At 71.4% G+C, this 21,947-nt stretch carries 19 protein-coding genes; 10 read left to right on the top strand and 9 right to left on the bottom strand.

The genetic code is table 11. The annotated features are described in order from the left end of the window. Nucleotides 1–11: 11 nt before the first annotated feature. Nucleotides 12–350 carry a WhiB family transcriptional regulator gene (locus H7I87_RS08560; protein WP_011725952.1) on the bottom strand — a complete coding sequence of 113 codons (339 nt, stop codon included), beginning with the start codon at nt 348–350 and terminating at the stop codon, nt 12–14. Nucleotides 351–747: 397 nt separating this feature from the next. On the opposite strand from H7I87_RS08560, the gene cofD reads away from it, so the two are divergent. From cofD to H7I87_RS08540, 4 genes are read left to right on the top strand one after another with little or no spacing between them, the layout of a single operon-like run. Then, nucleotides 748–1,761 (top strand): 2-phospho-L-lactate transferase, encoded by a 1,014-nt coding sequence (cofD, locus tag H7I87_RS08555; protein ID WP_003878952.1) that lies wholly within the window; start codon nt 748–750, stop codon nt 1,759–1,761. Further along, nucleotides 1,758–3,107 carry a coenzyme F420-0:L-glutamate ligase gene (locus H7I87_RS08550; RefSeq protein ID WP_011725953.1) on the top strand — a complete coding sequence of 450 codons (1,350 nt, stop codon included), beginning with the start codon at nt 1,758–1,760 and terminating at the stop codon, nt 3,105–3,107. Before cofD ends, H7I87_RS08550 begins: the two co-directional genes overlap by 4 nt. Nucleotides 3,108–3,117: 10 nt before the next feature. After that, nucleotides 3,118–4,698: an Eco57I restriction-modification methylase domain-containing protein gene (locus H7I87_RS08545; protein WP_011725954.1), complete on the top strand. Its 1,581-nt coding sequence runs from the start codon at nt 3,118–3,120 to the stop codon at nt 4,696–4,698. Continuing rightward, nucleotides 4,695–5,237, top strand: a complete 543-nt coding sequence (locus tag H7I87_RS08540; RefSeq protein ID WP_019733955.1) for an NUDIX hydrolase — start codon at nt 4,695–4,697, stop codon at nt 5,235–5,237. Before H7I87_RS08545 ends, H7I87_RS08540 begins: the two co-directional genes overlap by 4 nt. 77 nt (nt 5,238–5,314) lie before the next feature. On the opposite strand, the gene manB is transcribed toward H7I87_RS08540, so the two are convergent. From manB to rfbD, 3 genes are read right to left on the bottom strand one after another with little or no spacing between them, the layout of a single operon-like run. Further along, nucleotides 5,315–6,391, bottom strand: coding sequence for a mannose-1-phosphate guanylyltransferase (gene manB / locus H7I87_RS08535; RefSeq protein WP_011725957.1), 1,077 nt, complete (start codon nt 6,389–6,391; stop codon nt 5,315–5,317). 1 nt (nt 6,392) lies between these two features. After that, nucleotides 6,393–7,259, bottom strand: a complete 867-nt coding sequence (locus tag H7I87_RS08530) for a glycosyltransferase family 2 protein (RefSeq protein WP_003878954.1) — start codon at nt 7,257–7,259, stop codon at nt 6,393–6,395. A gap of 10 nt (nt 7,260–7,269) precedes the next feature. Then, entirely contained in the window at nt 7,270–8,193 is a 924-nt protein-coding gene (rfbD, locus tag H7I87_RS08525) for a dTDP-4-dehydrorhamnose reductase (protein WP_023860901.1), read from the bottom strand. 98 nt (nt 8,194–8,291) lie between these two features. Between rfbD and H7I87_RS08520 the strand changes: the two genes are divergently transcribed. From H7I87_RS08520 to H7I87_RS08495, 6 genes are all read left to right on the top strand, one after another. Continuing rightward, nucleotides 8,292–9,764, top strand: a complete 1,473-nt coding sequence (locus H7I87_RS08520) for an LCP family protein (protein WP_003874544.1) — start codon at nt 8,292–8,294, stop codon at nt 9,762–9,764. 5 nt (nt 9,765–9,769) lie between these two features. Beyond that, a complete protein-coding gene (locus H7I87_RS08515; protein WP_196243711.1) occupies nt 9,770–10,483 on the top strand; it encodes a TIGR03089 family protein in 714 nt (237 codons plus the stop codon). Between the two features lie 103 nt (nt 10,484–10,586). Beyond that, entirely contained in the window at nt 10,587–10,868 is a 282-nt protein-coding gene (locus H7I87_RS08510) for a DUF1490 family protein (RefSeq protein ID WP_009978763.1), read from the top strand. A gap of 9 nt (nt 10,869–10,877) precedes the next feature. Next, a complete protein-coding gene (gene ctpC, locus H7I87_RS08505) occupies nt 10,878–13,058 on the top strand; it encodes a manganese-exporting P-type ATPase CtpC (RefSeq protein ID WP_033727258.1) in 2,181 nt (726 codons plus the stop codon). 157 nt (nt 13,059–13,215) lie between these two features. Next, nucleotides 13,216–14,130, top strand: coding sequence for a class I SAM-dependent methyltransferase (locus H7I87_RS08500; protein ID WP_009978767.1), 915 nt, complete (start codon nt 13,216–13,218; stop codon nt 14,128–14,130). A gap of 11 nt (nt 14,131–14,141) precedes the next feature. Continuing rightward, complete coding sequence (locus H7I87_RS08495; RefSeq protein WP_011725962.1) at nt 14,142–15,362, top strand: CaiB/BaiF CoA transferase family protein; 1,221 nt, start codon at nt 14,142–14,144, stop codon at nt 15,360–15,362. A gap of 3 nt (nt 15,363–15,365) precedes the next feature. Here H7I87_RS08495 and H7I87_RS08490 read toward each other — a convergent pair whose 3' ends face one another. From H7I87_RS08490 to H7I87_RS08470, 5 genes are all read right to left on the bottom strand, one after another. Continuing rightward, nucleotides 15,366–17,336, bottom strand: a complete 1,971-nt coding sequence (locus H7I87_RS08490) for a serine/threonine-protein kinase PknD (protein WP_011725963.1) — start codon at nt 17,334–17,336, stop codon at nt 15,366–15,368. A 51-nt stretch (nt 17,337–17,387) separates the two neighbouring features. After that, nucleotides 17,388–18,488, bottom strand: a complete 1,101-nt coding sequence (pstS, locus tag H7I87_RS08485) for a phosphate ABC transporter substrate-binding protein PstS (RefSeq protein ID WP_003874536.1) — start codon at nt 18,486–18,488, stop codon at nt 17,388–17,390. 134 nt (nt 18,489–18,622) lie between these two features. Then, nucleotides 18,623–19,063: a response regulator gene (locus tag H7I87_RS08480; RefSeq protein WP_003874535.1), complete on the bottom strand. Its 441-nt coding sequence runs from the start codon at nt 19,061–19,063 to the stop codon at nt 18,623–18,625. After that, nucleotides 19,060–20,667, bottom strand: coding sequence for a sensor histidine kinase (locus H7I87_RS08475; protein ID WP_009978773.1), 1,608 nt, complete (start codon nt 20,665–20,667; stop codon nt 19,060–19,062). The genes H7I87_RS08480 and H7I87_RS08475 overlap by 4 nt, the downstream gene beginning before the upstream one ends. Next, nucleotides 20,664–21,809 (bottom strand): PP2C family protein-serine/threonine phosphatase, encoded by a 1,146-nt coding sequence (locus tag H7I87_RS08470; RefSeq protein ID WP_024637041.1) that lies wholly within the window; start codon nt 21,807–21,809, stop codon nt 20,664–20,666. The genes H7I87_RS08475 and H7I87_RS08470 overlap by 4 nt, the downstream gene beginning before the upstream one ends. Nucleotides 21,810–21,947 lie beyond the last annotated feature (138 nt).

Raw genomic sequence — 21,947 nt, 5'->3', positions numbered from 1 at the left:
GCGGGAGCGGGTCAGATGATGCCGCGCTTGAGGCGGCGGCGTTCGCGTTCGGACAGACCGCCCCAGATGCCGAAGCGCTCGTCGTGCTCGAGTGCGTACTCCAGGCACTCGTGGCGCACCTCGCAGCCCAGGCAGATCTTCTTGGCCTCGCGGGTGGAGCCGCCCTTCTCCGGGAAGAAGGCCTCCGGGTCGGTTTGCGCGCACAGCGCCCGGTCCTGCCACTGGTCGGCGACGGGCGCCGGCAGCGGCTCGGGCTCGAATGCGACTGGCGCATCAGGAACCACGGTCAAGTGCGGCCGGACGGGACGGGCCGGCGCCGAGTCGATCGGGGTGTGCGGCGTGCCCGCCATGGCGCCTCGAAGATTTTCGTAAGACATACGGTCGTCCGCCTCCTCAGCTTGATTGGAGTGTGATTGGTTCCCACTGTTCTGATGTACAGACAATTCGAACAAGTGATCGAATCTCGGTCTGCGACACCGGAGTCGGCCGGCCAACCGGGAAATGACACTGATGTGATTAGACACGGGTTGACCTGCCGGGTCAAGCACTTTGGCGCATTTCCATACCATCTCGTGATCGAATTTCGGCGTTTCTGTTGTTTTGCGCCTTCGGCGTGTCGATCACACCGTTCACAATTTCCCCACCAGCTTCCCGACAAGCCGTGTGCAACCTCAACTTTGAGGCGCCCGCGACGGGCCCGACACCGCAGCGTCGCCGGGCAGTACTGTCGTGCTCTGTGAGGCTCAAGTGAAGGTCACCGTTCTGGTCGGTGGGGTTGGCGGCGCCCGCTTCCTGCTGGGTGTTCAACAGTTGTTCGGGCTGGGTCAGTTTCGTGCGCAACGGCATACGCACGGGCGCCCGGACACGGCGGCGGGCAGCCACGAGCTGACGGCGATCGTCAACATTGGCGATGACGCCTGGATCCACGGACTGCGCGTCTGCCCCGATTTGGACACCTGCATGTACACCTTAGGTGGAGGTGTGGACCCGGAGCGAGGGTGGGGGCACCGCGACGAAACCTGGCACGCCAAAGAGGAATTGGCGCGCTACGGGGTGCAGCCGGACTGGTTCGGTCTGGGCGACCGCGACATCGGCACCCACCTGGTGCGCACCCAGATGCTCAACGCCGGCTACCCGCTGACACAGATCACCGCCGCGCTGTGCGACCGCTGGCAACCCGGCGCGCGGCTGCTTCCGGTCAGCGACGACCGGTGCGAGACACACGTGGTGATAACCGATCCCGACGACGGCAGCCGGCGGGCCATCCACTTCCAGGAGTGGTGGGTGCGCTACCGCGCCCAGGTGCCCACCCACAGCTTCGCGTTCGTCGGCGCCGAAAAGGCAGCCGCGACAACGGAAACCATCGCCGCCATCGCCGATGCCGACGTCATCCTGATCGCCCCGTCCAACCCGGTGGTGAGCGTCGGGGCCATCCTGGCCGTACCCGGCGTCCGCGGCGCGTTGCGGGCGGCCGGCGCGCCGATCGTCGGCTACTCCCCGATCATCGGCGGAAAGCCGTTGCGCGGCATGGCCGATGCCTGCCTGTCGGTGATCGGGGTGGAATCCACCGCCGAGGCCGTCGGCCGCCACTACGGCGCGCGGCGGGGCACCGGGATCCTGGATTGCTGGCTGGTGAGCCAGGACGACCACGCCGACATCGAGGGGGTGGCGGTGCGCGCGGTGCCGCTGATGATGACCGACCCCGCGGCGACCGCCGAGATGGTCAGCGCGGGGCTGCAGCTGGCGGGCGTGACGCCGTGAGTCCCGCCGGCGAGCACGGCACCGCCGCCCCGATCGAGATCCTGCCGGTGGCCGGGCTGCCCGAATTCCGCCCCGGCGACGATCTGGGGGCGGCCGTCGCCAAGGCCGCGCCGTGGCTGCGCGACGGCGACGTCGTCGTCGTCACCAGCAAGGCCGTCTCCAAGTGCGAGGGCCGGCTGGTGCCGGCGCCGGCCGATCCCGAGGAACGCGATCGGCTGCGGCGCAAGCTGGTCGACGAGGAAGCCGTCCGGGTGCTGGCCCGCAAGGGCCGCACCCTGATCACCGAGAACCGGCACGGGCTGGTGCAGGCCGCCGCCGGGGTGGACGGATCCAACGTCGGCCGCGACGAGCTGGCGCTGCTGCCGCTGGACCCCGACGCCAGCGCCGCGGCGCTGCGCGCGCGGCTGCGCGAGCTGCTGGGCGTCGAGGTCGCCGTGCTGGTCACCGACACCATGGGCCGCGCCTGGCGCAACGGCCAGACCGACGCCGCGGTGGGGGCGGCGGGACTGGCTGTGCTGCACGGCTATTCGGGTGCGGTGGATCAGCACGGCAACGAGCTGCTGGTCACCGAGGTGGCGATCGCCGACGAGATCGCCGCGGCCGCCGATCTGGTGAAGGGCAAACTGACCGCGATGCCGGTGGCGGTGGTGCGTGGGCTGTCGGTGACCGACGACGGGTCGACCGCCCGGCAGTTGTTGCGGCCGGGCACCGAGGACCTGTTCTGGCTGGGCACCGCCGAGGCCATCGAGTTGGGCCGCCGCCAGGCGCAGCTGCTGCGCCGTTCGGTGCGCCGGTTCAGCGCCGAGCCGGTGCCCGCGGAGCTGGTGCGCGAGGCCGTCGCCGAGGCCCTGACCGCGCCGGCCCCGCACCACACCCGCCCGGTGCGGTTCGTCTGGCTGCAGACCCCGGCGGTGCGGACCCGGCTGCTGGACGCGATGAAGGACAAGTGGCGCGCCGACCTGGCCGGCGACGGCCGGCCCGCCGAGTCGATCGAACGCCGGGTGGCGCGCGGCCAGATCCTCTACGACGCGCCCGAAGTCGTCATCCCGATGCTGGTCCCCGACGGCGCGCACAGCTATCCCGACGCCGCCCGCACCGACGCCGAGCACACCATGTTCACCGTGGCGGTCGGCGCGGCCGTGCAGGCCCTGCTGGTCGGGTTGGCGGTGCGCGGCCTGGGCAGCTGCTGGATCGGCTCCACGATCTTCGCCGCCGACCTGGTGCGCGCCGTGCTCGGGTTGCCCGCCGACTGGGAGCCGTTGGGGGCCATCGCCATCGGCTATGCCGCCGAACCCGCCGGGCCGCGGGATCCGGCGGACCCTGGGGATCTGCTGATCCGCAAGTGATACTGAGCGCGTGACGACGTTCGCGGGCAAGGCGGCGGCCTCGGCCGACAAGGTCCGCGGCGGCTACTACACGCCGGCGCCGGTGGCGCGGTTCCTGTCCCGCTGGGTGCGCCGGGCCGGGCCGAGGATCGTCGAACCCTCCTGCGGCGACGGCGCGATCCTGCGCGAGCTGGCCCGGCTCAGCGACCGGGTGCACGGCGTCGAGCTGATCCCGCACGAGGCGGCCAAGGCCCGGCGATTCGCACCCGTGTCCGCCGAGAGCCTGTTCAGCTGGCTCGCCACCGCCGAGGACGGCGGCTGGGACGGCGTCGCCGGCAATCCGCCCTACATCCGGTTCGGCAATTGGGCGTCGCCGCAACGCGATCCGGCGCTGGCGTTGCTGCGGCGCGAGGGTTTGCGGCCGACCCGGCTGACCAACGCCTGGGTGCCGTTCGTGGTGGCCGGCACCGTGCTGGTGCGTGACGGCGGCCGGGTGGGGCTGGTGCTTCCGGCCGAGCTGCTGCAGGTCGGCTACGCCGCGCAGCTGCGCGAGTTCCTGCTGAGCCGATTCCGCGACATCACGCTGCTGACCTTCGAGCGGCTGGTGTTCGACGGCGTCCTGCAGGAGGTGGTGTTGTTCTGCGGCGTGGTCGGGACGGGTCCGGCGCGCATCCGCACCGTGACCCTGGCCGGCGCGGACGCCCTGGCGGACATCGACGTCGAGCGCCTGGCGTCCGCACCCGCGCTGCTGCACGAGCACGAGAAGTGGACCAAGTACTTTCTGGACCCGGCCGCGATCGAGCTGCTGCGCGCGCTCAAGGCCTCGGCGACGCTGACCCGGCTGGGCGCGCTCGCCGAGGTGGACGTGGGCATCGTGACCGGCCGCAACGCCTTTTTCACCTTCACCGACGAGCAGGTGACCGCGTTGGGGCTGCGCCGGCACTGCGTGCCCCTCGTCTCGCGCAGCGCCCAGCTGTCCGGGCTGATCTACGACACCGATTGCCGGGCAAGCGATCTCGCCGCCGGGCAGCGCGGCTGGCTGCTCAACGCGCCGCGCAAGCCGGCCGATCCCGCGTTGACCGCGCACATCCGCGCCGGGGAGGCGGCCGGGGTGCACCGCGGCTACAAGTGCTCGATCCGCACGCCGTGGTGGAGCACGCCGTCGCTGTGGCAGCCCGACCTGTTCCTGCTGCGCCAGATCCACGCCGCGCCCCGGCTGACGGTCAACGCCGCGGGGGCCACCAGCACCGACACCGTGCACCGGGTGCGGGTTGGGCCGGGCGTCGACCCGGCGGCGCTGGCCGCGGTGTTCCACAACAGCGTCACGTTCGCGTTCGCCGAGATCATGGGCCGCAGCTACGGCGGGGGCGTGCTGGAGCTGGAGCCGCGCGAGGCCGAGCAGCTGCCGCTCCCCCGGCCGGAGTGCGCGGACGCCGATCTGGTCGGCGATGTCGACCTGTTGCTGAAGGCCGGCGAGCTGGACAAGGCGCTGGACGTCGTGGACCGCCGGGTGCTGATCGACGCGCTGGGCGTCCCGCCCCGGGCGGTGGCGGACTGCCGCGCGGCCTGGGCGTGTCTGCGGGATCGCCGGAAACGGCGGGCATCCCGGTGAGCGTGCGCGACTCGGTGCTGGCGCTGCTGACGCAGTGGGATCCGCCCGATGCGGCCCAGGATTCGTTGCGGCACGCGGTGTTGGCGTTCGTGCACGCCCGCCCCGACGCGTGCCGGCGGGAGTGCGAGCCCGGGCATGTCACCGCGTCGACGCTGGTGCTCGACCACACCGGCGACCGGGTGCTGCTGACCCTGCACCGCCGGCTGGGCCGGTGGGTGCAGTTGGGCGGGCACTGCGACGACGACGACGCCGGCATCGTCGCGGCGGCGTTGCGCGAGGCCACCGAGGAGTCCGGGATCGACGGGCTGCGGATGGCGCCCGGGTTGGCCGCGCTGCACGTGCATCCGGTGACCTGCTCGCTGGGGCTGCCCACCCGGCATCTGGATCTGCAATTCGTCGCGCACGCGCCGGCCGGCGCCCGGATCGCGATCAGCGACGAGTCCGAGGACCTGCGCTGGTGGCCCGTCGACGCGCTACCCGCGGGCACCGATCACGCGCTGGCCTATCTGGTCGCCCAGGCCACGCGAGCGTCACGCTAGCGTGGCCGCCGGCGGCGGGCGTCACGCTGGCGTGACGCCCGGCGAAACGAATGCGAAAGCGAAAGCGAACGCGAGCCTCAGACGTCGGAGGAGTAGCGAATCCCGCCGTCGGGAATCGACACGCCGGGCCACACCCGGGCGCCGCGCAGCAGCTCGCAGCGCGCCCCGATGTCGGCGCCGTCGCCGATCACCCCGTCGCGGATCAGCGCCCGCGGGCCGATGCGCGCGCCGAACCCGACGATCGAGCGCTCGATCACGCTGCCGGCCTCCACCTTGACGCCGTCGAAGATCACCGCGCCGTCCAGCCGGACGCCGGGGCCGATCTCGGCGCCCCGGCCGACGACGGTGCCGCCGATCAGCACGGCGCCCGGCGACACCGCCGCGCCGTCGTGCACCAGCTGCTCGCCGCGGTGGCCGTGCAGGGCCGGCGACGGCGCGATGCCGCGCACCAGATCCGCCGAGCCGCGCACGAAGTCCTCGGGGGTGCCCATGTCGCGCCAATAGGTGGCGTCGACGTAGCCGCACACCGTGACGTCGGGATCGGACAGCAGCGCGGGGAACACCTCGCGCTCCACCGACACCTCGCGGCCGCGCGGGATCCGGTCGATGACGCGGCGGGCAAAGACATAGCAGCCGGCGTTGATCTGGTCGGTCGGCGGGTCCTGGGTCTTCTCCAGGAACGCGGTGACCCGGCCGTCCTCGGTGGTCACGCAGCCGAACGCGCGCGGATCGCTCACCCGGACCAGGTGCAAGGTGACGTCGGCCTGCTGCGCGGCGTGGAAGTCGAGCATCTGGCCCAGGTCGGCACCGGAGAGCACGTCGCCGTTGAACACCATCACGGTGTCGTGCCGCAGCTGGCCGGCGACGTTGGCGATGCCGCCGCCGGTGCCCAGCGGCCGCTCCTCGGTCACGTACTCGATCTGCAGACCCAGCTTGGAGCCGTCGCCGAACTCCGCCTCGAACACCGCGGCCTGATACGACGTGCTCAGGATGACGTGCTCGATGCCGGCCGCGGCGATCCGGGACAGCAGATGGGTGAGGAACGGCAGCCCGGCGGTGGGCAGCATCGGCTTGGGCGCCGACAGGGTCAGCGGCCGCAGCCGGGTGCCCTTGCCGCCCACCAGGATCACCACGTCGACTTCGGGAGTTCCCACCTCAGTGCCGCCCTTCTACCCGCCGCCCGGACTCGCGCAGCGCGCTGCGCACCATCAGCCGGGCGCGCACCGCCAGCGACGCGCGCAGCGCCCAGCGCAGCGGCGCGCGCATCCAACCGGAATACCGGTCGGCCAGAAACATATAGGTGCTGCGGTGGTGGGCGGCCAGGTGGCTGGCCGGGTCGGCCCCGGTGGAGTGGCCCTTGTGGTGCAGCACCTCGGCCGACGGCACGTAGACCGACAGCCAGCCGGCCTTGCCCAGCCGGTCGCCGAGGTCGACGTCCTCCATGTACATGAAGTAGCGCTCGTCGAACCCGCCGACCCGCTCGAATGCCGAGCGGCGCACCAGCAGGCACGAACCCGACAGCCAGCCCACCGGCCGCTCGCTGGGCTCCAGCCGCTCCTGGCGGTAGGCCGTCGACCACGGGTTGTTCTTCCAGAACGGCCCGACGACCGCGTGCATGCCGCCGCGCACCAGGCTGGGCAGGTGCCGCGCCGACGGGTACACCGACCCGTCGGGGTCGCGCACCAGCGGGCCCAGCGCGCCGGCCCGCGGCCAGCGCGCCGCGGCGTCCAGCAGCGCGTCGATGCTGCCGGGCCCCCACTGCACGTCCGGGTTGGCGACGATCACCCACTCGCCGCCGCGATCCAGCTGTGCCACAGCACGATTCACCGCGGTGCCGTAGCCGAGGTTGGCGCCGGTGTGAAACAGCCGCACGTTGGGGTAGCGCTCGACGGCGGCCTGCGGCGTCCCGTCGGTGGAGCCGTTGTCGGCCAGCAGCACGCACACCTCGCGTTCGGTGGCCAGCGACAGCGACGCCAGGAAGCGCTCCAGGTGCGGGCCCGGTGAATAGGTCACCGTCACCACCGGCAGCACGTCAGTCACGCGTAGAGGGTAACGGTCGATCCGCCGCGGCCGGGCTACCAGCGTTGGTGAGCGCGGCGACAAGCGCAGGGCGCCAGGGCCGTAGCGGCCGCAGCCCGGCCGCGGCGGACTCGCGGCTGCCCAGCGCCGAGTAGGTCGGCCGCGGCGCCGGCCGGGGAAAGTGCTCGGTGCCCACCGGCCGCACCCGCGCCGGGTCGGCGCCGCATTCCTCGAAGACCGCGCGGGCCTGCTCGAAGCGGGACACCGCGCCCTCGTTGGCGGCGTGCAGGACCGGCCCGGGCACCCGGTCGTCGACGATCTGCAGCAGCGCGGCCGCCAGGTCGCCGACGTAGGTCGGCGACCCGATCTGGTCGTCGACCACCTGCACCGGGCCCTCCCCCGCGGCCAGCCGGCGCATGACCGCGACAAAGTCCTTGCCGGTGCCGCCGGTGTAGACCCAGGCGGTGCGCACCACGACGCCCTGCGCGGGATCCGGCAGCGCCGCCAGCACGGCCCGCTCGCCCGCGGCCTTGCTGCGGGCGTACACGCCCTGCGGGGCGACGGGGTCGCCGGGCTCGTAGGGGCGCGGCCGGTCCGGGGCGCCGGCCGGGGACTCGCCGCCGAACACGTAGTCGGTGGAAACGTGGAGCAGCCGGGCGCCGGCGCGCGCGCAGGCCCGCGCGATATGCCCGGGGCCGGCCTCGTTGACCGCGAAGGCGCCCGCCTCATCGCTCTCGGCGCCGTCGACGTCGGTGTAGGCCGCGCAATTGATCACCACGTCGCCGGGCCGCACGATGCGTTCGGCCGCCGCCGGGTCGGTGATGTCCCACTGCGCGGACGTCAGCGCCACCACGTCACGGCCCTGACCAGCCGCCAGCGCGCTCACATAGCCGCCCAGCTGCCCACCGGCGCCGGCGATCACGATCCTGCCTGACATGGTTCGAGTTTGGCATGAGGCCTCGGGCCGCCGGGACGGCCGGGGCACGCGGGCGCCGGCTACCCGTGAAGCCAGTGTGTCGCAAGTAATGTAGTGGGATGCCTGTGCAACGTGTGGTTCGTGTGATTGCCACCGCGCTGACGCTCGCGGTCGTGCTCGGCACCGGGATCGCGTGGAGCAACGTCCGGTCCTTCGAAGACGGCATCTTTCACATGTCGGCGCCGTCGCTGGGCAAGGGCGGCGACGACGGCGCGATCGACATCCTGCTGGTGGGCCTGGACAGCCGGACCGACGCGCACGGCAACCCGCTGTCGCAGCAGGAGCTGGAGACGCTGCGGGCCGGCGACGAGGAGGCCACCAACACCGACACCATCATCCTGATCCGCATCCCCAACAACGGGAAGTCGGCGACCGCGATCTCGATCCCGCGCGACTCCTACGTCGCCGCCCCGGGGCTGGGCAAGACCAAGATCAACGGTGTCTACGGTCAGACCCGGGAGGCCAAGCGCGCCAGCCTGGTCAAGGCCGGCGACTCGGCCGAGGACGCCGCGGCCCAGGGCACCGAGGCCGGTCGTGAGGCGCTGATCAAGACCGTCGCCGACCTCACCGGCGTCACCGTCGACCACTACGCCGAGATCGGCCTGCTCGGCTTCGCGCTGATCACCGACGCGCTCGGCGGCGTCGACGTGTGCCTCAAAGAGCCGGTGTTCGAACCGCTTTCGGGTGCCGACTTCCCGGCCGGCCCGCAGCGGCTCAGCGGCCCGGAGGCGCTGAGCTTCGTGCGCCAGCGCCACGAACTGCCGCGCGGCGACCTGGACCGGGTGGTGCGCCAGCAGGTGGTGATGGCCTCGCTGGCGCACCGGGTCATCTCCGGGCAGACGCTGTCCAGCCCCGCCACGGTCAAGCGGCTGGAGGCCGCCGTGCAGCGCTCGGTGGTGATCTCCGCGGGCTGGGACGTGATGGACTTCGTGCAGCAGATGCAGAAGCTGGCCGGCGGCAACGTCGCGTTCGCCACCATCCCGGTGCTGGACGGCGCCGGCTGGAGCGACGACGGCATGCAGAGCGTGGTGCGGGTGGACCCGCACCAGGTCGCCGACTGGGTGGGCAGCCTGCTGCACGACCAGGAGCAGGGCAAGACCGAGGAGATCGCCTACACCCCGGCCAAGACCACCGCCAGCGTCGTCAACGACACCGACATCAACGGTCTGGCCGCGGCCGTCTCGGATGTGTTGAGCGCCAAGGGCTTTGCCACCGGCACGGTGGGCAACAACGACGGGGGGCACGTCAAGACCAGCCAGGTGCGCGCCGCCAAGAGCGACGACCTGGGCGCCAAAGAGGTGTCCAAGGAACTGGGCGGGTTGCCGGTGGTGGCCGACAGCTCGCTGGCGCCGGGCGCGGTGCGGGTGGTGCTGGCCAACGACTACAGCGGTCCCGGCTCGGGCCTGTCGGGCACCGAATCGATCATGCCCGCCAAGGTGTCCACCGCCGGCGCGGTGAGCACCAACGACAAGGCGCCCGCGCCGTCGCCGATCCTGACCGCCGGCTCCGATAAGCCGGAGTGCATAAACTAGCGCCGGTGCGTCAATCGAGCACGCTGTCCGCGGCGATCCTGGATCCCATGCTGCGGGCCGATCCGGTCGGTCCGCGCATCACCTACTACGACGACGCGACCGGCGAGCGCATCGAGCTCTCCGCTGTGACGCTGGCCAACTGGGCCGCCAAGACCGGCAACCTGCTGCGCGACGAACTCGGCGCCGGGCCGGCCAGCCGGGTCGCGATCCTGTTGCCCGCGCACTGGCAGACGGCGGCGGTGCTGTTCGGGGTGTGGTGGATCGGCGCCGAGGCGGTGCTCGCCGGCCCGGCCGATCTGGCCCTGTGCACGCCGCCGCGGCTGGACGAGGCCGACGCCACCGGCGCCGGCGAGGTGGCGGTGCTGTCGCTGGATCCGTTCGGCCGCCCGGTGAGCGACCTGCCGATCGGGGTGACCGACTACGCCACCGCGGTGCGGGTGCACGGCGACCAGATCGTGCCCGAGCCGCGACCGGGCCCAGCGCTAAACGGCCGCTCGGTCGACCAGGTGCTGCAGCAGTGCCGAAGTTCCGCGGCGGCACGGGGTTTGACGGCGGCCGACCGGGTGCTCTCCAGCGCGTCGTGGCCGGATCCCGACGCGCTGGTGGACGGGCTGCTGGCGATCCTGGCCGTCGGCGGCTCGCTGGTTCAGGTCGCCAATGCCAACCCGGCGGTGCGGCAGCGCCGGATCGAATCCGAGAAGGTCACCCGGGTGCTGTGAGCGCCCGCCTTCGGGCGCCCGATACATATTGATATCGCTATATTTCGATGTTAACGTCGTGCGAGCATGGGCTGAACGCGCACACGACAGGAAGGTTGCGGCAATGGCGGTCTACGGGCTGTTGGCGAAGGCGGCAGGGACGGTGGTCACCGGGTTGGTCGGCGTGACGGCCTACGAGGTGGTGCGCAAGGCCGTGGCCAAGGCGCCCCTGCACGAGACGGCCGTCAAGGGGGCCGAACTGGGACTGCGCGGCACCCGCAAGGCCGAGGAGGCCGCCGAGTCGGCGCGGCTCAAGCTGGCCGACGTGATGGCCGAGGCCCGCGAGCGCATCGGCGAGGAGGCGCCCACACCCTCGATCGCCGACACCCACGACCACGAGCACTGACCGCGCGTGATGAATCTCGCCTCGGTCCGCGCCATCGGCGACGAGGGCCTGACTAAAGACCCTGCGCTGCAAGTCATTTCGGATGCAGCCGGACGGATGCGGGTGTCGGTCGGGTGGGTGCGCGCCGACTCGCGGCGCGCCGTGGCGGTCGAAGAGGCGGTGGCCAAGTGCGACGGCGTGCGGGTGGTGCACGCCTACCCGCGCACCGGCTCGGTGGTCATCTGGTATTCACCGCGGCGCTGCGACCGGTCCGCGGTGCTGGCCGCCATCGGCGAGGCGGCCCACGTCGCCGCCGAGCTGATCCCGGCCCGCGCGCCGCACTCCTCGGAGATCCGCAACGCCGACGTGCTGCGCATGGTGATCGGCGGCGCGGCGCTGGCCCTGCTCGGCGTGCGCCGCTACGTGTTCGCCCGCCCGCCGCTGCTGGGCCCCAGCGGCCGGCTGTTCGCCACCGGCGTCACCGTGTTCACCGGCTACCCCTTCCTGCGCGGCGCGCTGCGCTCGCTGCGGTCGGGGCGGGCCGGCACCGACGCGCTGGTCTCGGCGGCGACCGTGGCCAGCCTGGTGTTGCGCGAGAACGTGGTCGCGCTGACCGTGCTGTGGCTGCTCAACATCGGCGAGTACCTGCAGGACCTGACGCTGCGCCGGACCCGGCGCGCCATCTCCGAGCTGCTGCGCGGCAGCCAGGATACGGCGTGGATTCGCCTGGAGCACAACGAGATTCAGGTGGCCACCGACACCCTGCAGATCGGTGACGAGGTGGTGGTGCACGACCACGTCGCCATCCCGGTGGACGGCGAGGTGATCGACGGCGAGGCGATCGTCGACCAGTCCGCGATCACCGGGGAGAACCTGCCGGTCAGCGTGGTGGTCGGAATGCCGGTGCATGCCGGCTCGGTGGTGGTGCGCGGCCGCCTGGTGGTGCGCGCCCGCGCCGTCGGCAACCAGACCACCATCGGGCGCATCATCACCCGGGTCGAAGAGGCGCAGCACGACCGGGCGCCGATCCAGACCGTCGGCGAAAACTTCTCGCGCCGTTTCGTTCCCACCTCGTTCATCGTGTCGGCCATCACCCTGGCGGTCACCGGCGACGTCCGCCGGGCCATGACGATGCTGCTGATCGCCTGCCCGTGCGCGGTCGGGCTGGCCACCCCGACGGCGATCAGCGCGGCGATCGGCAACGGCGCCCGGCGCGGCATTCTGATCAAGGGCGGCTCACACCTCGAGCAGGCCGGCCAGGTCGACGCGATCGTCTTCGACAAAACCGGCACGCTCACCGTCGGCCGGCCGGTGGTCACCAATATCGTTGCCATGCACAAGGATTGGGAGCCTGAGCAGGTGCTGGCGTATGCCGCCAGCTCCGAGATCCACTCCCGGCACCCGCTGGCCGAGGCGGTGATCCGCTCCACCGAGGAACGCCACATCACCATTCCTCCGCACGAGGAGTGCGAGGTACTGGTCGGGCTGGGCATGCGCACCTGGGCCGACGGCCGGACCCTGCTGCTGGGCAGCCCGTCGCTGCTGCAGGCCGAGAAGGTCAAGGTGTCCAAGAAGGCCAAGGAGTGGGTGGACAAGCTGCGCCGCCAGGCCGAGACCCCGCTGCTGCTCGCCGTGGACGGCACCCTGGTCGGGCTGATCAGCCTGCGCGACGAGGTCCGTCCCGAGGCCGCCGGTGTGTTGAAGAAGTTGCGCGCCAACGGTATTCGCCGAATCGTGATGCTCACCGGCGATCACCCCGACATCGCCGCGGTGGTGGCCGACGAGCTCGGCATCGACGAGTGGCGCGCCGAGGTGATGCCGGAGGACAAGCTCGCCGCGGTGCGCGATCTGCAGGAGGAGGGCTTCGTCGTCGGCATGGTGGGCGACGGCATCAACGACGCGCCGGCGCTGGCCGCCGCCGACATCGGCATCGCGATGGGCCTGGCCGGCACCGACGTCGCCGTGGAGACCGCCGACGTGGCGCTGTCCAACGACGACCTGCACCGGCTGCTCGACGTGCGGGACCTGGGCTCGCGCGCCGTCGACGTCATCCGGGAGAACTACGGCATGTCTATCGCCGTCAACGCCGCGGGGCTGATCATCGGCGCCGGCGGCGCGCTGTCCCCGGTGCTGGCCGCCATCCTGCACAACGCGTCGTCGGTGGCGGTGGTGGCCAACAGCTCCCGGCTGATCCGCTACCGGCTGAACTGACAGCCGCACTCCCCGCCCCGCCAGGCCCGCACGCCCTGCCACACGGCGCCGCCAGTCCGCCCTGTGCGCGGCAGCGAGGGCGGGGGGCCGGGCGCCGGGATGCGCCCGGCCGCCGGTAGTTATTGTGGCTAACGGTAGAGCGGAAGGGGATTCCTCGATGGCGCGCACCGACGACGACACCTGGGACCTGGCCACCAGCGTGGGCGCGACCGCCACCATGGTGGCCGCCGGACGGGCCCGGGCCACCCGGGACGGCCTGATCGACGACCCGTTCGCCGAGCCGCTGGTGCGCGCCGTGGGCGTCGACTTCTTCACCCGGTGGGCCGCCGGCGAACTGGACGCCGCCGACGTCGACGTGCCCGGGGCGGCGTGGGGCATGCAGCGCATGACCGACATGATCACCGCCCGCACCCGCTACATCGACGCGTTCTTCGCCGAGGCGGGCGCCGCGGGAATCCGACAGGTGGTGATCCTGGCCTCCGGCCTGGATGCCCGCGCCTACCGGCTGCCCTGGCCGGCCGGCACCACGGTGTTCGAGATCGACCAACCGCGGGTGCTCGAGTTCAAGGCCGCCACCATCGCCCAGCTCGGCGCCGAGCCCACCGCGCCGGTGCGCGCCGTCGCGGTCGACCTGCGCCACGACTGGCCGTCGGCGCTGCGGCAGGCGGGCTTCGACGTCGGGCGCCCCGCCGCCTGGGCCGCCGAGGGGCTCCTCGGCTTCCTGCCGCCGCAGGCCCAGGATCGGTTGCTGGACAACGTCACCGCGCTGTCCGCCGACGGCAGCCAGTTGGTGGCCGAGGTCTTCGCCAACACCGGCGCCAGCGGGGACGCCCTGAATGCGGCCGGCGAAAAGTGGCGGCGGCACGGCCTGGACGTCGCCCTGGACGACCTGGGCTTCCCCGGCGAGCGCAACGACCCGGCCAGCTACCTGCAGCAGCTGGGCTGGCAGCCGGTGCGCACACCGCTGAACCAGATGCTGGCCAACAACGGGCTGCCGCTGCAGTCGACCGAGCCCGGCGCGCCGTTCGCCCAGAATTACTACTGCACCGCGGTGCTGAACAAGGCAGGTTAGGAACCCAACGCATGCCACACGAGACGCCGAACGGCAAGCCCCCCAAGCCCCTTGACGGATTCCGGGTGCTCGACTTCACCCAGAACATCGCCGGGCCGATGGCCGGTCAGGTGCTGGCCGACCTGGGCGCCGAGGTCATCAAGATCGAGGCGCCGATCGGCGAGGCGGCCCGGCACATCACCGCCGTGCTGCCCGGCCGTCCGCCGCTGGCCACCCTGTTCCTGCCGCACAACCGGGGCAAGAAGTCGGTGCTGGCCGACCTGCGCGACGACGAGGCCAAGCAGCGGATCCTGCGGCTGGTCGACACCGCCGACGTTGTGCTGGAAGGGTTTCGGCCCGGGGTGATGGAACGCATGGGCCTGGGCCCCGAGGAGCTGCAGGGCCGCAATCCCAGACTCGTCTACGCCCGGCTGTCCGCCTACGGCGGCAACGGCCCGGAGGGCAGCCGGCCGGGGGTGGACCTGATGGTGGCCGCCGAGTCGGGCATGACCACCGGGATGCCCACCCCTACCGGCAAACCCCAGATCATCCCGTTCCAGCTGGTCGACGCCGCCAGCGGGCACGTGCTGGCCCAGGCGGTGCTGGCCGCGCTGCTCAACCGGGAGCGGCACGGGGTGGCCGACGTGGTGCGGGTCGCCATGTACGACGTGGCGGTCAGCCTGCAGGCCAGCCAGCTGACCATCCACCTCAACAAGCCGAACGCCGACCACAAGCCGAGCGACTCGGCGTCAAAACCCAAGCGGCGCAAGGGTGTTGGTTTCGCCACCCAGCCGTCGGACGCGTTCAAGGCCGCCGACGGCTACCTGGTGATCAGCGCGTACGTGCCCAAGCACTGGGACAAGCTGTGCGAGGTCATCGGCCGGCCCGACCTGCGCGACGACGAACGGTTCGCCGACCAGCGCTCCCGCGCGCTGAACTACCCCGAGCTGACCGAGGAGCTGGAGAAGGCGCTGGCCGCCAAGACCGCCGACGAATGGGTCCGGCTGCTGCAGGCCGCCGGGCTGATGGCCTGCCACGCCTACACCTGGAAGCAGGTGGTGGGCACCCCGCTGTTCGCCGAGAACGAGCTCGCCCTGCAGGTCGGCGAGGGCGCCGACGCCGTCACGGTAATCCGGACTCCGGCAAGGTATTCCAGCTTCGAGGCCGCGTCGGCCGGCTGGGCCACCGACCCTCCCCCGGCGCTGGGTCAGCACACCGAGGAGTATCTGGGCGCACCGCAGACAGCGTCGTGAGCCTCACTGCGCCAGCTTGACCACCCGGTCGTCGCCGCGGTCGGCGACGTAGACGCTCTGGTCCCTGTCCACCGCCACCGCCAACGGCGTGTTGAGCGCGGTGAACGGCAGCACGGTGCCGCTGGTGGCGCCCGGCGGGTACTTCACGACGTCGTTCTTGTCGTGCTCGGTGACGTAGACGGTGCCGCCGTTGTCCACCGCGATGCCCCACGGCACCGACAGGTCGTGAAAGGGCAACTCCGACTGGGTGTTCGACGCGGCGTCGAGCTTCACCACCCGGTTGTTGTCGGTGTCGGCGACGTAGACGTTGCCCGCCGGGTCGACGGCCACCCCGTCCGGGTTGTTCAGCCCGGTGAACGGCAGCACCGTCTGGTTCTGCGATCCCGCCGCCAGTTTCAGCACCCGGCTGTTGCCGCGGTCGGCGACGTACACGCCGCCCTGGCTGTCGACGGCCACCCCCTCCGGGTAGTTCAAACCGCTGAAGGGCAGCTCCTTTTGAGAGTTGGAGCCGGCGGCCATGCTGAGCACCCGGTTGTTGAAGTCGGCGACGTAGACCGTGCCGGCGCCGTCGACGGCCAGCCCCTGCGGCTGGTAGAGCCCGTTGAACGGCAGTACCGTCGTGGCGCCCGAGCCGGCCGCCAGCTTCACCACCCGGCCGTACATGCCCTCGCTGGTGACGTAGACGTTGCCGGCGCCGTCCAGCGTCACGCCGCCCGGGGAGAGGCGGAAGTCAATGCCGTTGAAGGGCAACACACTTTGGCCGCCGGCCTGCTTCGCGGGTCCCGAGGATGCGGTGGACAGGTAGCCGACGACCGCCACCACGAAGGCGACCAGCGCGACCAGGGCGACGGCGCCGACGATGATCCACTGTTTGCGCTTGTTGTCGGTCGGGGCCACGGGACGCCCGAAGTCCGGGCCGGGCGCATACACGCGGCCGGAACCCGTTGGGGCGGCGCGGATCAGCCCCGAGCTGGGGGCGCCCGCCCGGGCGGGCGACGGGCCGACGACGGTCTCCGCGCTCGGCGACGGGGCGAACGAGTCCGGCCAGTGCGTCGAGCGCTGCTCGGCCGCGCCCGCGCCCAGCGCCGCGATCTGGCCGTCGCGCAGGATCGTGGCGGCCTTGCGCTGCTCGGACGTGGTGAGCGCCTCGTGCGCGGCGGCGGCGAATTCGCCCGCGGTGCGGTAGCGATCCTCGGGGCGTTTGGCCATGCCCTTGGCGATCACCCGGTCCAGGGCGGGCGGGAACCCACCCGGGCGCAGCTGGCTCAGCGGCGGGGCCGTCTTCGTCAGGTGCGCGGCGACCAGCCGCTCGACCGTGTCGGCCCGATACGGCGGCACCCCGGTCAGGCACTCGGTCAACACGCAGGCCAGCGAATAGATGTCGACGCTGTTGGTGACCTCGTCGTCGGTGAACCGCTCCGGAGCCATGTAGTAGTACGTTCCGATCGCCGTCCCGACCTGGGTCAGCCCCGGGTCGGAGGCGGCCCGCGCGATCCCGAAGTCCGCCAGGTAGGCGAAGTCGCTGGGGGTGACCAGGATGTTCCCCGGCGTGACGTCGCGGTGCGTCACCCCGGCGGCATGCGCGGCGTCCAGCGCGGCGGCGACCTGTCGGATGATGGCGATCGCCCGGGGCGGGGCCAGCGGCCCCTCCCGGTGCAGCAGCGAGCCCAGATCGATGCCGTCGACCAGGCGCATCTCCACGAAGAACCGCCCGTCGATCTCGCCGTAGTCGTGGATCGGCACCACGTGCGGTTCGGTCAGCCGTCCGGCGATGTCGGCTTCGCGCTGCAGCCGCGCGCTGAACTCGGGGTTCCCGGAGAACTGCTGCGAGATCAGCTTCAGGGCCACCAGCCGGTGCTTGCGGGTGTCCTCGGCCTCGTACACCTCGCCCATGCCGCCCTGGCGCAGCAGCCGCACCAGGCGGTACGGGCCGAACCACGACCCGACCTGCGCGGCCGGCCCGTTATCGCTCACCGTCGAGCCTCCTTCGCTCGTCCGTCACACCCGTCACGTTCAGTCGCGTCGTCAGGAAATCGCATTGACCGCGCTCGACAGCTTTGCCGTGAACGAACCCGGCAGCGGGATGGAACCGTACTGGTCCAGACCGTCCTGGCCGGGACCGATCGCGGCCTGCATGAACGCCTTCACCGCGGACCCCGTCGCCGCGTCCGGATATTTCGAGCAGACGATTTCGTAGGTCGCCAGCACGATCGGGTAGGCGCCCTGCTGGGTGGGCCGGTAGAACGACGAGGTGTCCAGCACCAGGTCGTTGCCCTGCCCCTGAAAGGTGGCCCCGGCGATGGTCTTCTCGACGGACTCCTTGGTGATGGGCACCGCGTCCGGCCCCGCCGAGGTGATGATCGACGCCATGCTCAGCTGCTTGCCGACCGCGAACGACCACTCGTTGTAGGTGATCGACCCCTCGGTGTTCTGCAGCAGCGCCGAGGTGCCGTTGTTGCCGCTGGCCCCCTGCCCGACGCCGCCGGTGAACATCTCGCTGGTGCCCTTGCCCCAGGCGCCGTTGGACGCCCCGTCCAGGTACTTCTGAAAGTTGGCGGTGGTGCCGGACTTGTCGCTGCGGAAGATCACCGCGATGGGCGTCGACGGCAGGTTGAGGCCCGGATTGACCGCCTTGAGCGCCGGGTCGTCCCACTTGGTGATGGCGCCGTTGAAGATCTTCGCGACGGTCGGCCCGTCCAGTTTGAGCCCGCTCACCCCGGTGAGGTGGTAGGTCACCGCGATCGGCCCGAACACGGTCGGCAGGTCCCAGGCGGGCGAATTGCACCGCGCCGCCGCCCGGTCGGTCTGGCCGGTGGTGGGGTCCAGCGGGATATCCGAACCCGCGAGGTCGGTCTGATTGTTGAGGAACTGCGTGACACCGGCGCCGGAGCCGTTCGCGTTGTAGTCCAGCGTGTAGCCCGGGCAGGCCCGGACGTAGGCGTAGACGAATTGCTCGATCGCGTTCTGCTGGGCGGTGGACCCGCTGTCCTTGAGCACCTTCTTGCCGCCGCAGTCCACGTGCGCGCCCGACCCCGACGACGACTTGGAGTCGCCGCCGCACCCCGTCAGCGTCAACGCGGCGGCGGCCAGCAGGCTCAGTACGGCGCCAGATCGAGCGAAACTCACGCAACTCCTCCCGCCCCCGACGGCCCGGGGCCACCAAAAGTTAATCAATCGTGAATATACAAACCCTTGACAAAGGCTGAGAGGTGAATAAGGGGTGAATGAGTGCCGGGCGCACGCCCGGGACCGGCCGGCGCTCAGGCGCTGGGCAGCCGCACCACCTGAACGAAGAACTCGTCGATCTGCCGGACCGCCTTCATGAACTGGTCCAGGTCGACCGGTTTGGTGACGTAGGCGTTGGCGTGCAGCTTGTAGCTCTTCAGGATGTCCTCCTCGGCCGAGGAGGTGGTGAGCACCACGACCGGGATCTGGGCCAGGTCGGGGTCGGACTTGATCTTCTCCAGCAGCTGGCGACCGTCGTATTTGGGCAGGTTCAGGTCCAGCAGGATCAGGTCGGGCCGCGGCGCGTCGGCGAACTCACCGCGCCGGTACAGGTAGTTGAGGCCCTCCTCGCCGTCGTGCGCCACGTGCAGCCTGTTGTTGAGTTTGTTGTGCTCGAAGGCTTCTCGCGTGATCAGCTCGTCTCCCGGGTCGTCCTCGACGAGCAGGATGTCGATGGCTCTACCGGCCGTTGTCATTGCTGCGCTCCTTCCAAAGCGACTGCGTCCGTTTCGTCGACGGGTCCGGGCACGGGCAAACTGAATTCGAATCGGGTCCCGTCGGTGTAGGACGTGTCGATCCGGACGGTGCCGCCGTGGTGCTCGACGATCTTCTTCACCAACGCCAGGCCGACCCCGGTGCCGGCGTACACCTCCCGGCCGTGCAGCCGCTGGAAGATGACGAAGACCTTGTCGGAGAACTCCTCCGGGATGCCGATGCCGTTGTCCGACACGCTCAGCAGCCACTCGCCGTCGTGGGTGCCTTCGCCGGGGGCGCATTCGATGACGACGCGGGGCCGGCGATCCTTGTGCCGGAACTTGATCGCGTTGCCGATCAGGTTCTGCCACAACATGGTCAGCAGCATCGGGTCCCCGACGATCCGCGGCAGTTCGGCGGGGCGCACGATCTCGGCGCCGGTTTCCTCGACGGCGGCGGCCAGGTTGGCCAGGCCGGCGTCCAGCGTGGCATCCAGCTGCACCTCGGCCTCGGTGGTGCCCAGCCGGCCCACCCGGGAGAAGGTGAGCAGGTCGTTGATCAGCGCCTGCATCCGTTTGGCGCCGTCGACCGCGAACCCGATGTACTCCAGGCCGCGCTCGTCGAGCTGGTCGCCGTAGCGCCGCTCCAGCAGCTGGCAGAACGACGCCACCTTGCGCAGCGGCTCCTGCAGGTCGTGGGAGGCGACGTAGGCGAACTGCTCGAGTTCGGTGTTGGAGCGCCGCAATTCGGCGGCCTGCTCGTCCAGCTGCTCCTGGGCCGACCGCGACACGTCGAGTTCTTCGACCATGCGCCTGCGCATGTTCTCCACGTCGATGGCCATGTCGCGAATGTCCTTGGGCCGCTTGGGCGCAACGATCGTTTCGGCGAAGTTGCCCTCGGTGATGCGCCGGCAGGACGCGGCCAGCTGCGCGATCGGGCGGGTGATGGCGGCGCGGCTGAACAAGCCCAGGAACAGACCCGTCCCCAAAATGGCCAGCACCATGGCACCCAGCACCCAGTCGCGCCAGCCGTTGATCTCGTGCAGCTCGGCGGTCGCACTCGCCGCCGCCTGCGCCAGGTGCGTGTTCTGGGTCTCGAAAAGCGCTCGCAGATGGTCGAATTTGGCCTTGCCGAGGTCGGCGGTCGGGGCGCTGACGACGGCGGGGGCCCTGGGGGTGACGCTGGCGATGACGGGTTCGGCGTAGTTGGTCCGCCAGTCGGCGGCGGCCGACTCCACCGCGTCCAGGTCGGCGATCAGCTCGGTGTTGCCGGCGTTGCCGCCCACCAGCCGGCGAATCTCGTCGGCGGCCGCCTGCTCGGTGCGCTGCCCGTCGTAGTAGGGCGCCAGGAACTGCCGGTCCGCGGCGATCAGGTAGCCGCGCAGGCCGGTTTCCTGGTCCCGCAGCGCCGCCTGCAGCCGGGCCGCCGCGACCCGCGCCGGCCCGACACCGTCGGCCACCTGCCGCGACACCTGGTCGGTGCGGTGCAGCAGCACCGCCCCGACCAGCGCCCCGATCAGCACCGTCGTGCCCATGATCCACAGCACCAGGGCCAGCCATCCCCGCACGGTCAGCTGCGTGAGCCGGAGCGGACGCGGCGCGGTCACGTGATGGTCCTCTCGACGCGGAGCACGGCGATGTCATCGGTGAGGCCGCCGCGCGGCCGGGCCAGTCGCTGGGCGCCGTCGATCAGGGCGTCGACGAACGCCGGGCCGGGGCGATCGACCTGCGAGCGGGCCAGGGCGAGCAGGCCGTCCTCGCCGAGCCGTTGGGTCCCGCGCCCCGAATACCCCTCGTAGAGCCCGTCGGTGAGCAACAGCAGGCCGTGCCCCGCGGGCAGCCGCAGCTGGTGGCGCGGCCAGTCGTCGGCGCGCAGCCCGAGCGCCGGCCCGCCCGGCGGTTCGACCCATTCCACGGTGCCGCCGCCCTGCAGCAGCATCCCCGGATGGCCGGCGCGGATGACGCTGACCTCGGGCCGCTGCGGCGAGATCTCCAGGCTGAGCACGGTCGCGAAGATCCCGGTGCCGGTGCGTTCGGAGTGCAGCACCCGCTCCAGCTGGCGCATCAGTTCGACGCCGTGCACGCCGGCCAGGGTGAGCGCCCGGAACGCGATCCGCAGCGCCGCCCCCAGGGCCGCCTCGTGCGGGCCGTGCCCGGCGACGTCGCCGATCAGCACGTGCACCACCCGATCCGGTGTCTGGACCACGTCGTAGAAGTCACCGCACAGCAGCGCGTCCTCGCGGCTGGGCCGGTACCGGGCGACGATGTCCACGCCCGGATCGTCCAGCAGCAGCGGGGAGGGCAGCAGCCCGCGTTCCAGCAGCGCGTTCTCCCGGGCCCGCAGCTGGGTGGCGTGCAGGTCGGCGGCGATCAGCTCGGCGCGTTTGCGCTCGATCGCATACAGCAGCGCGCGGCGCAGCATCTCCGGCTCCACCCGGCCCTTGACCAGGTAGTCCTGGGCGCCGGCGGCCACCGCGGAGGCCCCGAAGTACTCGTCGTTCAGCCCGGTCAGCACCACGATCGGGACGGTGGCGTCGAGCTTGGCGATGCGGTTCAACGCGTCGATCCCGCTGGCGTCGGGTAGGTGCAGATCCAGCAGCACGCAATCGGGCCGGGTGGATTCCAGCTCGCGTTCGGCGTGCGCCATCGACTGCGCCCACACCACCCGGATGTCGGTGACCGCGTCGGTGACGAGTTCCTCCACCAGCACCGCGTCGCCGCGGTCGTCCTCGACCAACAACACCGACAACGGCTTCAGCGACTGCCGCTGCGCGGCCGGCGTGACCGCGGCCTGCGCTGGTATCAATTCCCGGCCATCTGTGGACGGGCATGGGAAGTCACGTTCTGCACTGCAGACCCCCTGGCCGCGATGAGACCCATTGCTGTG

Source organism: Mycobacterium timonense (assembly GCF_025821985.1).
Taxonomy (GTDB): domain Bacteria; phylum Actinomycetota; class Actinomycetes; order Mycobacteriales; family Mycobacteriaceae; genus Mycobacterium; species Mycobacterium avium.
This window is presented reverse-complemented; position numbering and strand designations above follow the sequence as displayed.

Coding starts and splice junctions, on each gene's coding strand:
- H7I87_RS08500 (WP_009978767.1), top strand. CDS start 13,216: ATGGCGCGCACCGACGACGACACCTGGGACCTGGCCACCAGCGTGGGC.
- ctpC (WP_033727258.1), top strand. CDS start 10,878: ATGAATCTCGCCTCGGTCCGCGCCATCGGCGACGAGGGCCTGACTAAA.
- H7I87_RS08510 (WP_009978763.1), top strand. CDS start 10,587: ATGGCGGTCTACGGGCTGTTGGCGAAGGCGGCAGGGACGGTGGTCACC.
- H7I87_RS08480 (WP_003874535.1), bottom strand. CDS start 19,063: ATGACAACGGCCGGTAGAGCCATCGACATCCTGCTCGTCGAGGACGAC.
- rfbD (WP_023860901.1), bottom strand. CDS start 8,193: ATGTCAGGCAGGATCGTGATCGCCGGCGCCGGTGGGCAGCTGGGCGGC.
- H7I87_RS08495 (WP_011725962.1), top strand. CDS start 14,142: ATGCCACACGAGACGCCGAACGGCAAGCCCCCCAAGCCCCTTGACGGA.
- H7I87_RS08520 (WP_003874544.1), top strand. CDS start 8,292: ATGCCTGTGCAACGTGTGGTTCGTGTGATTGCCACCGCGCTGACGCTC.
- H7I87_RS08560 (WP_011725952.1), bottom strand. CDS start 350: ATGGCGGGCACGCCGCACACCCCGATCGACTCGGCGCCGGCCCGTCCC.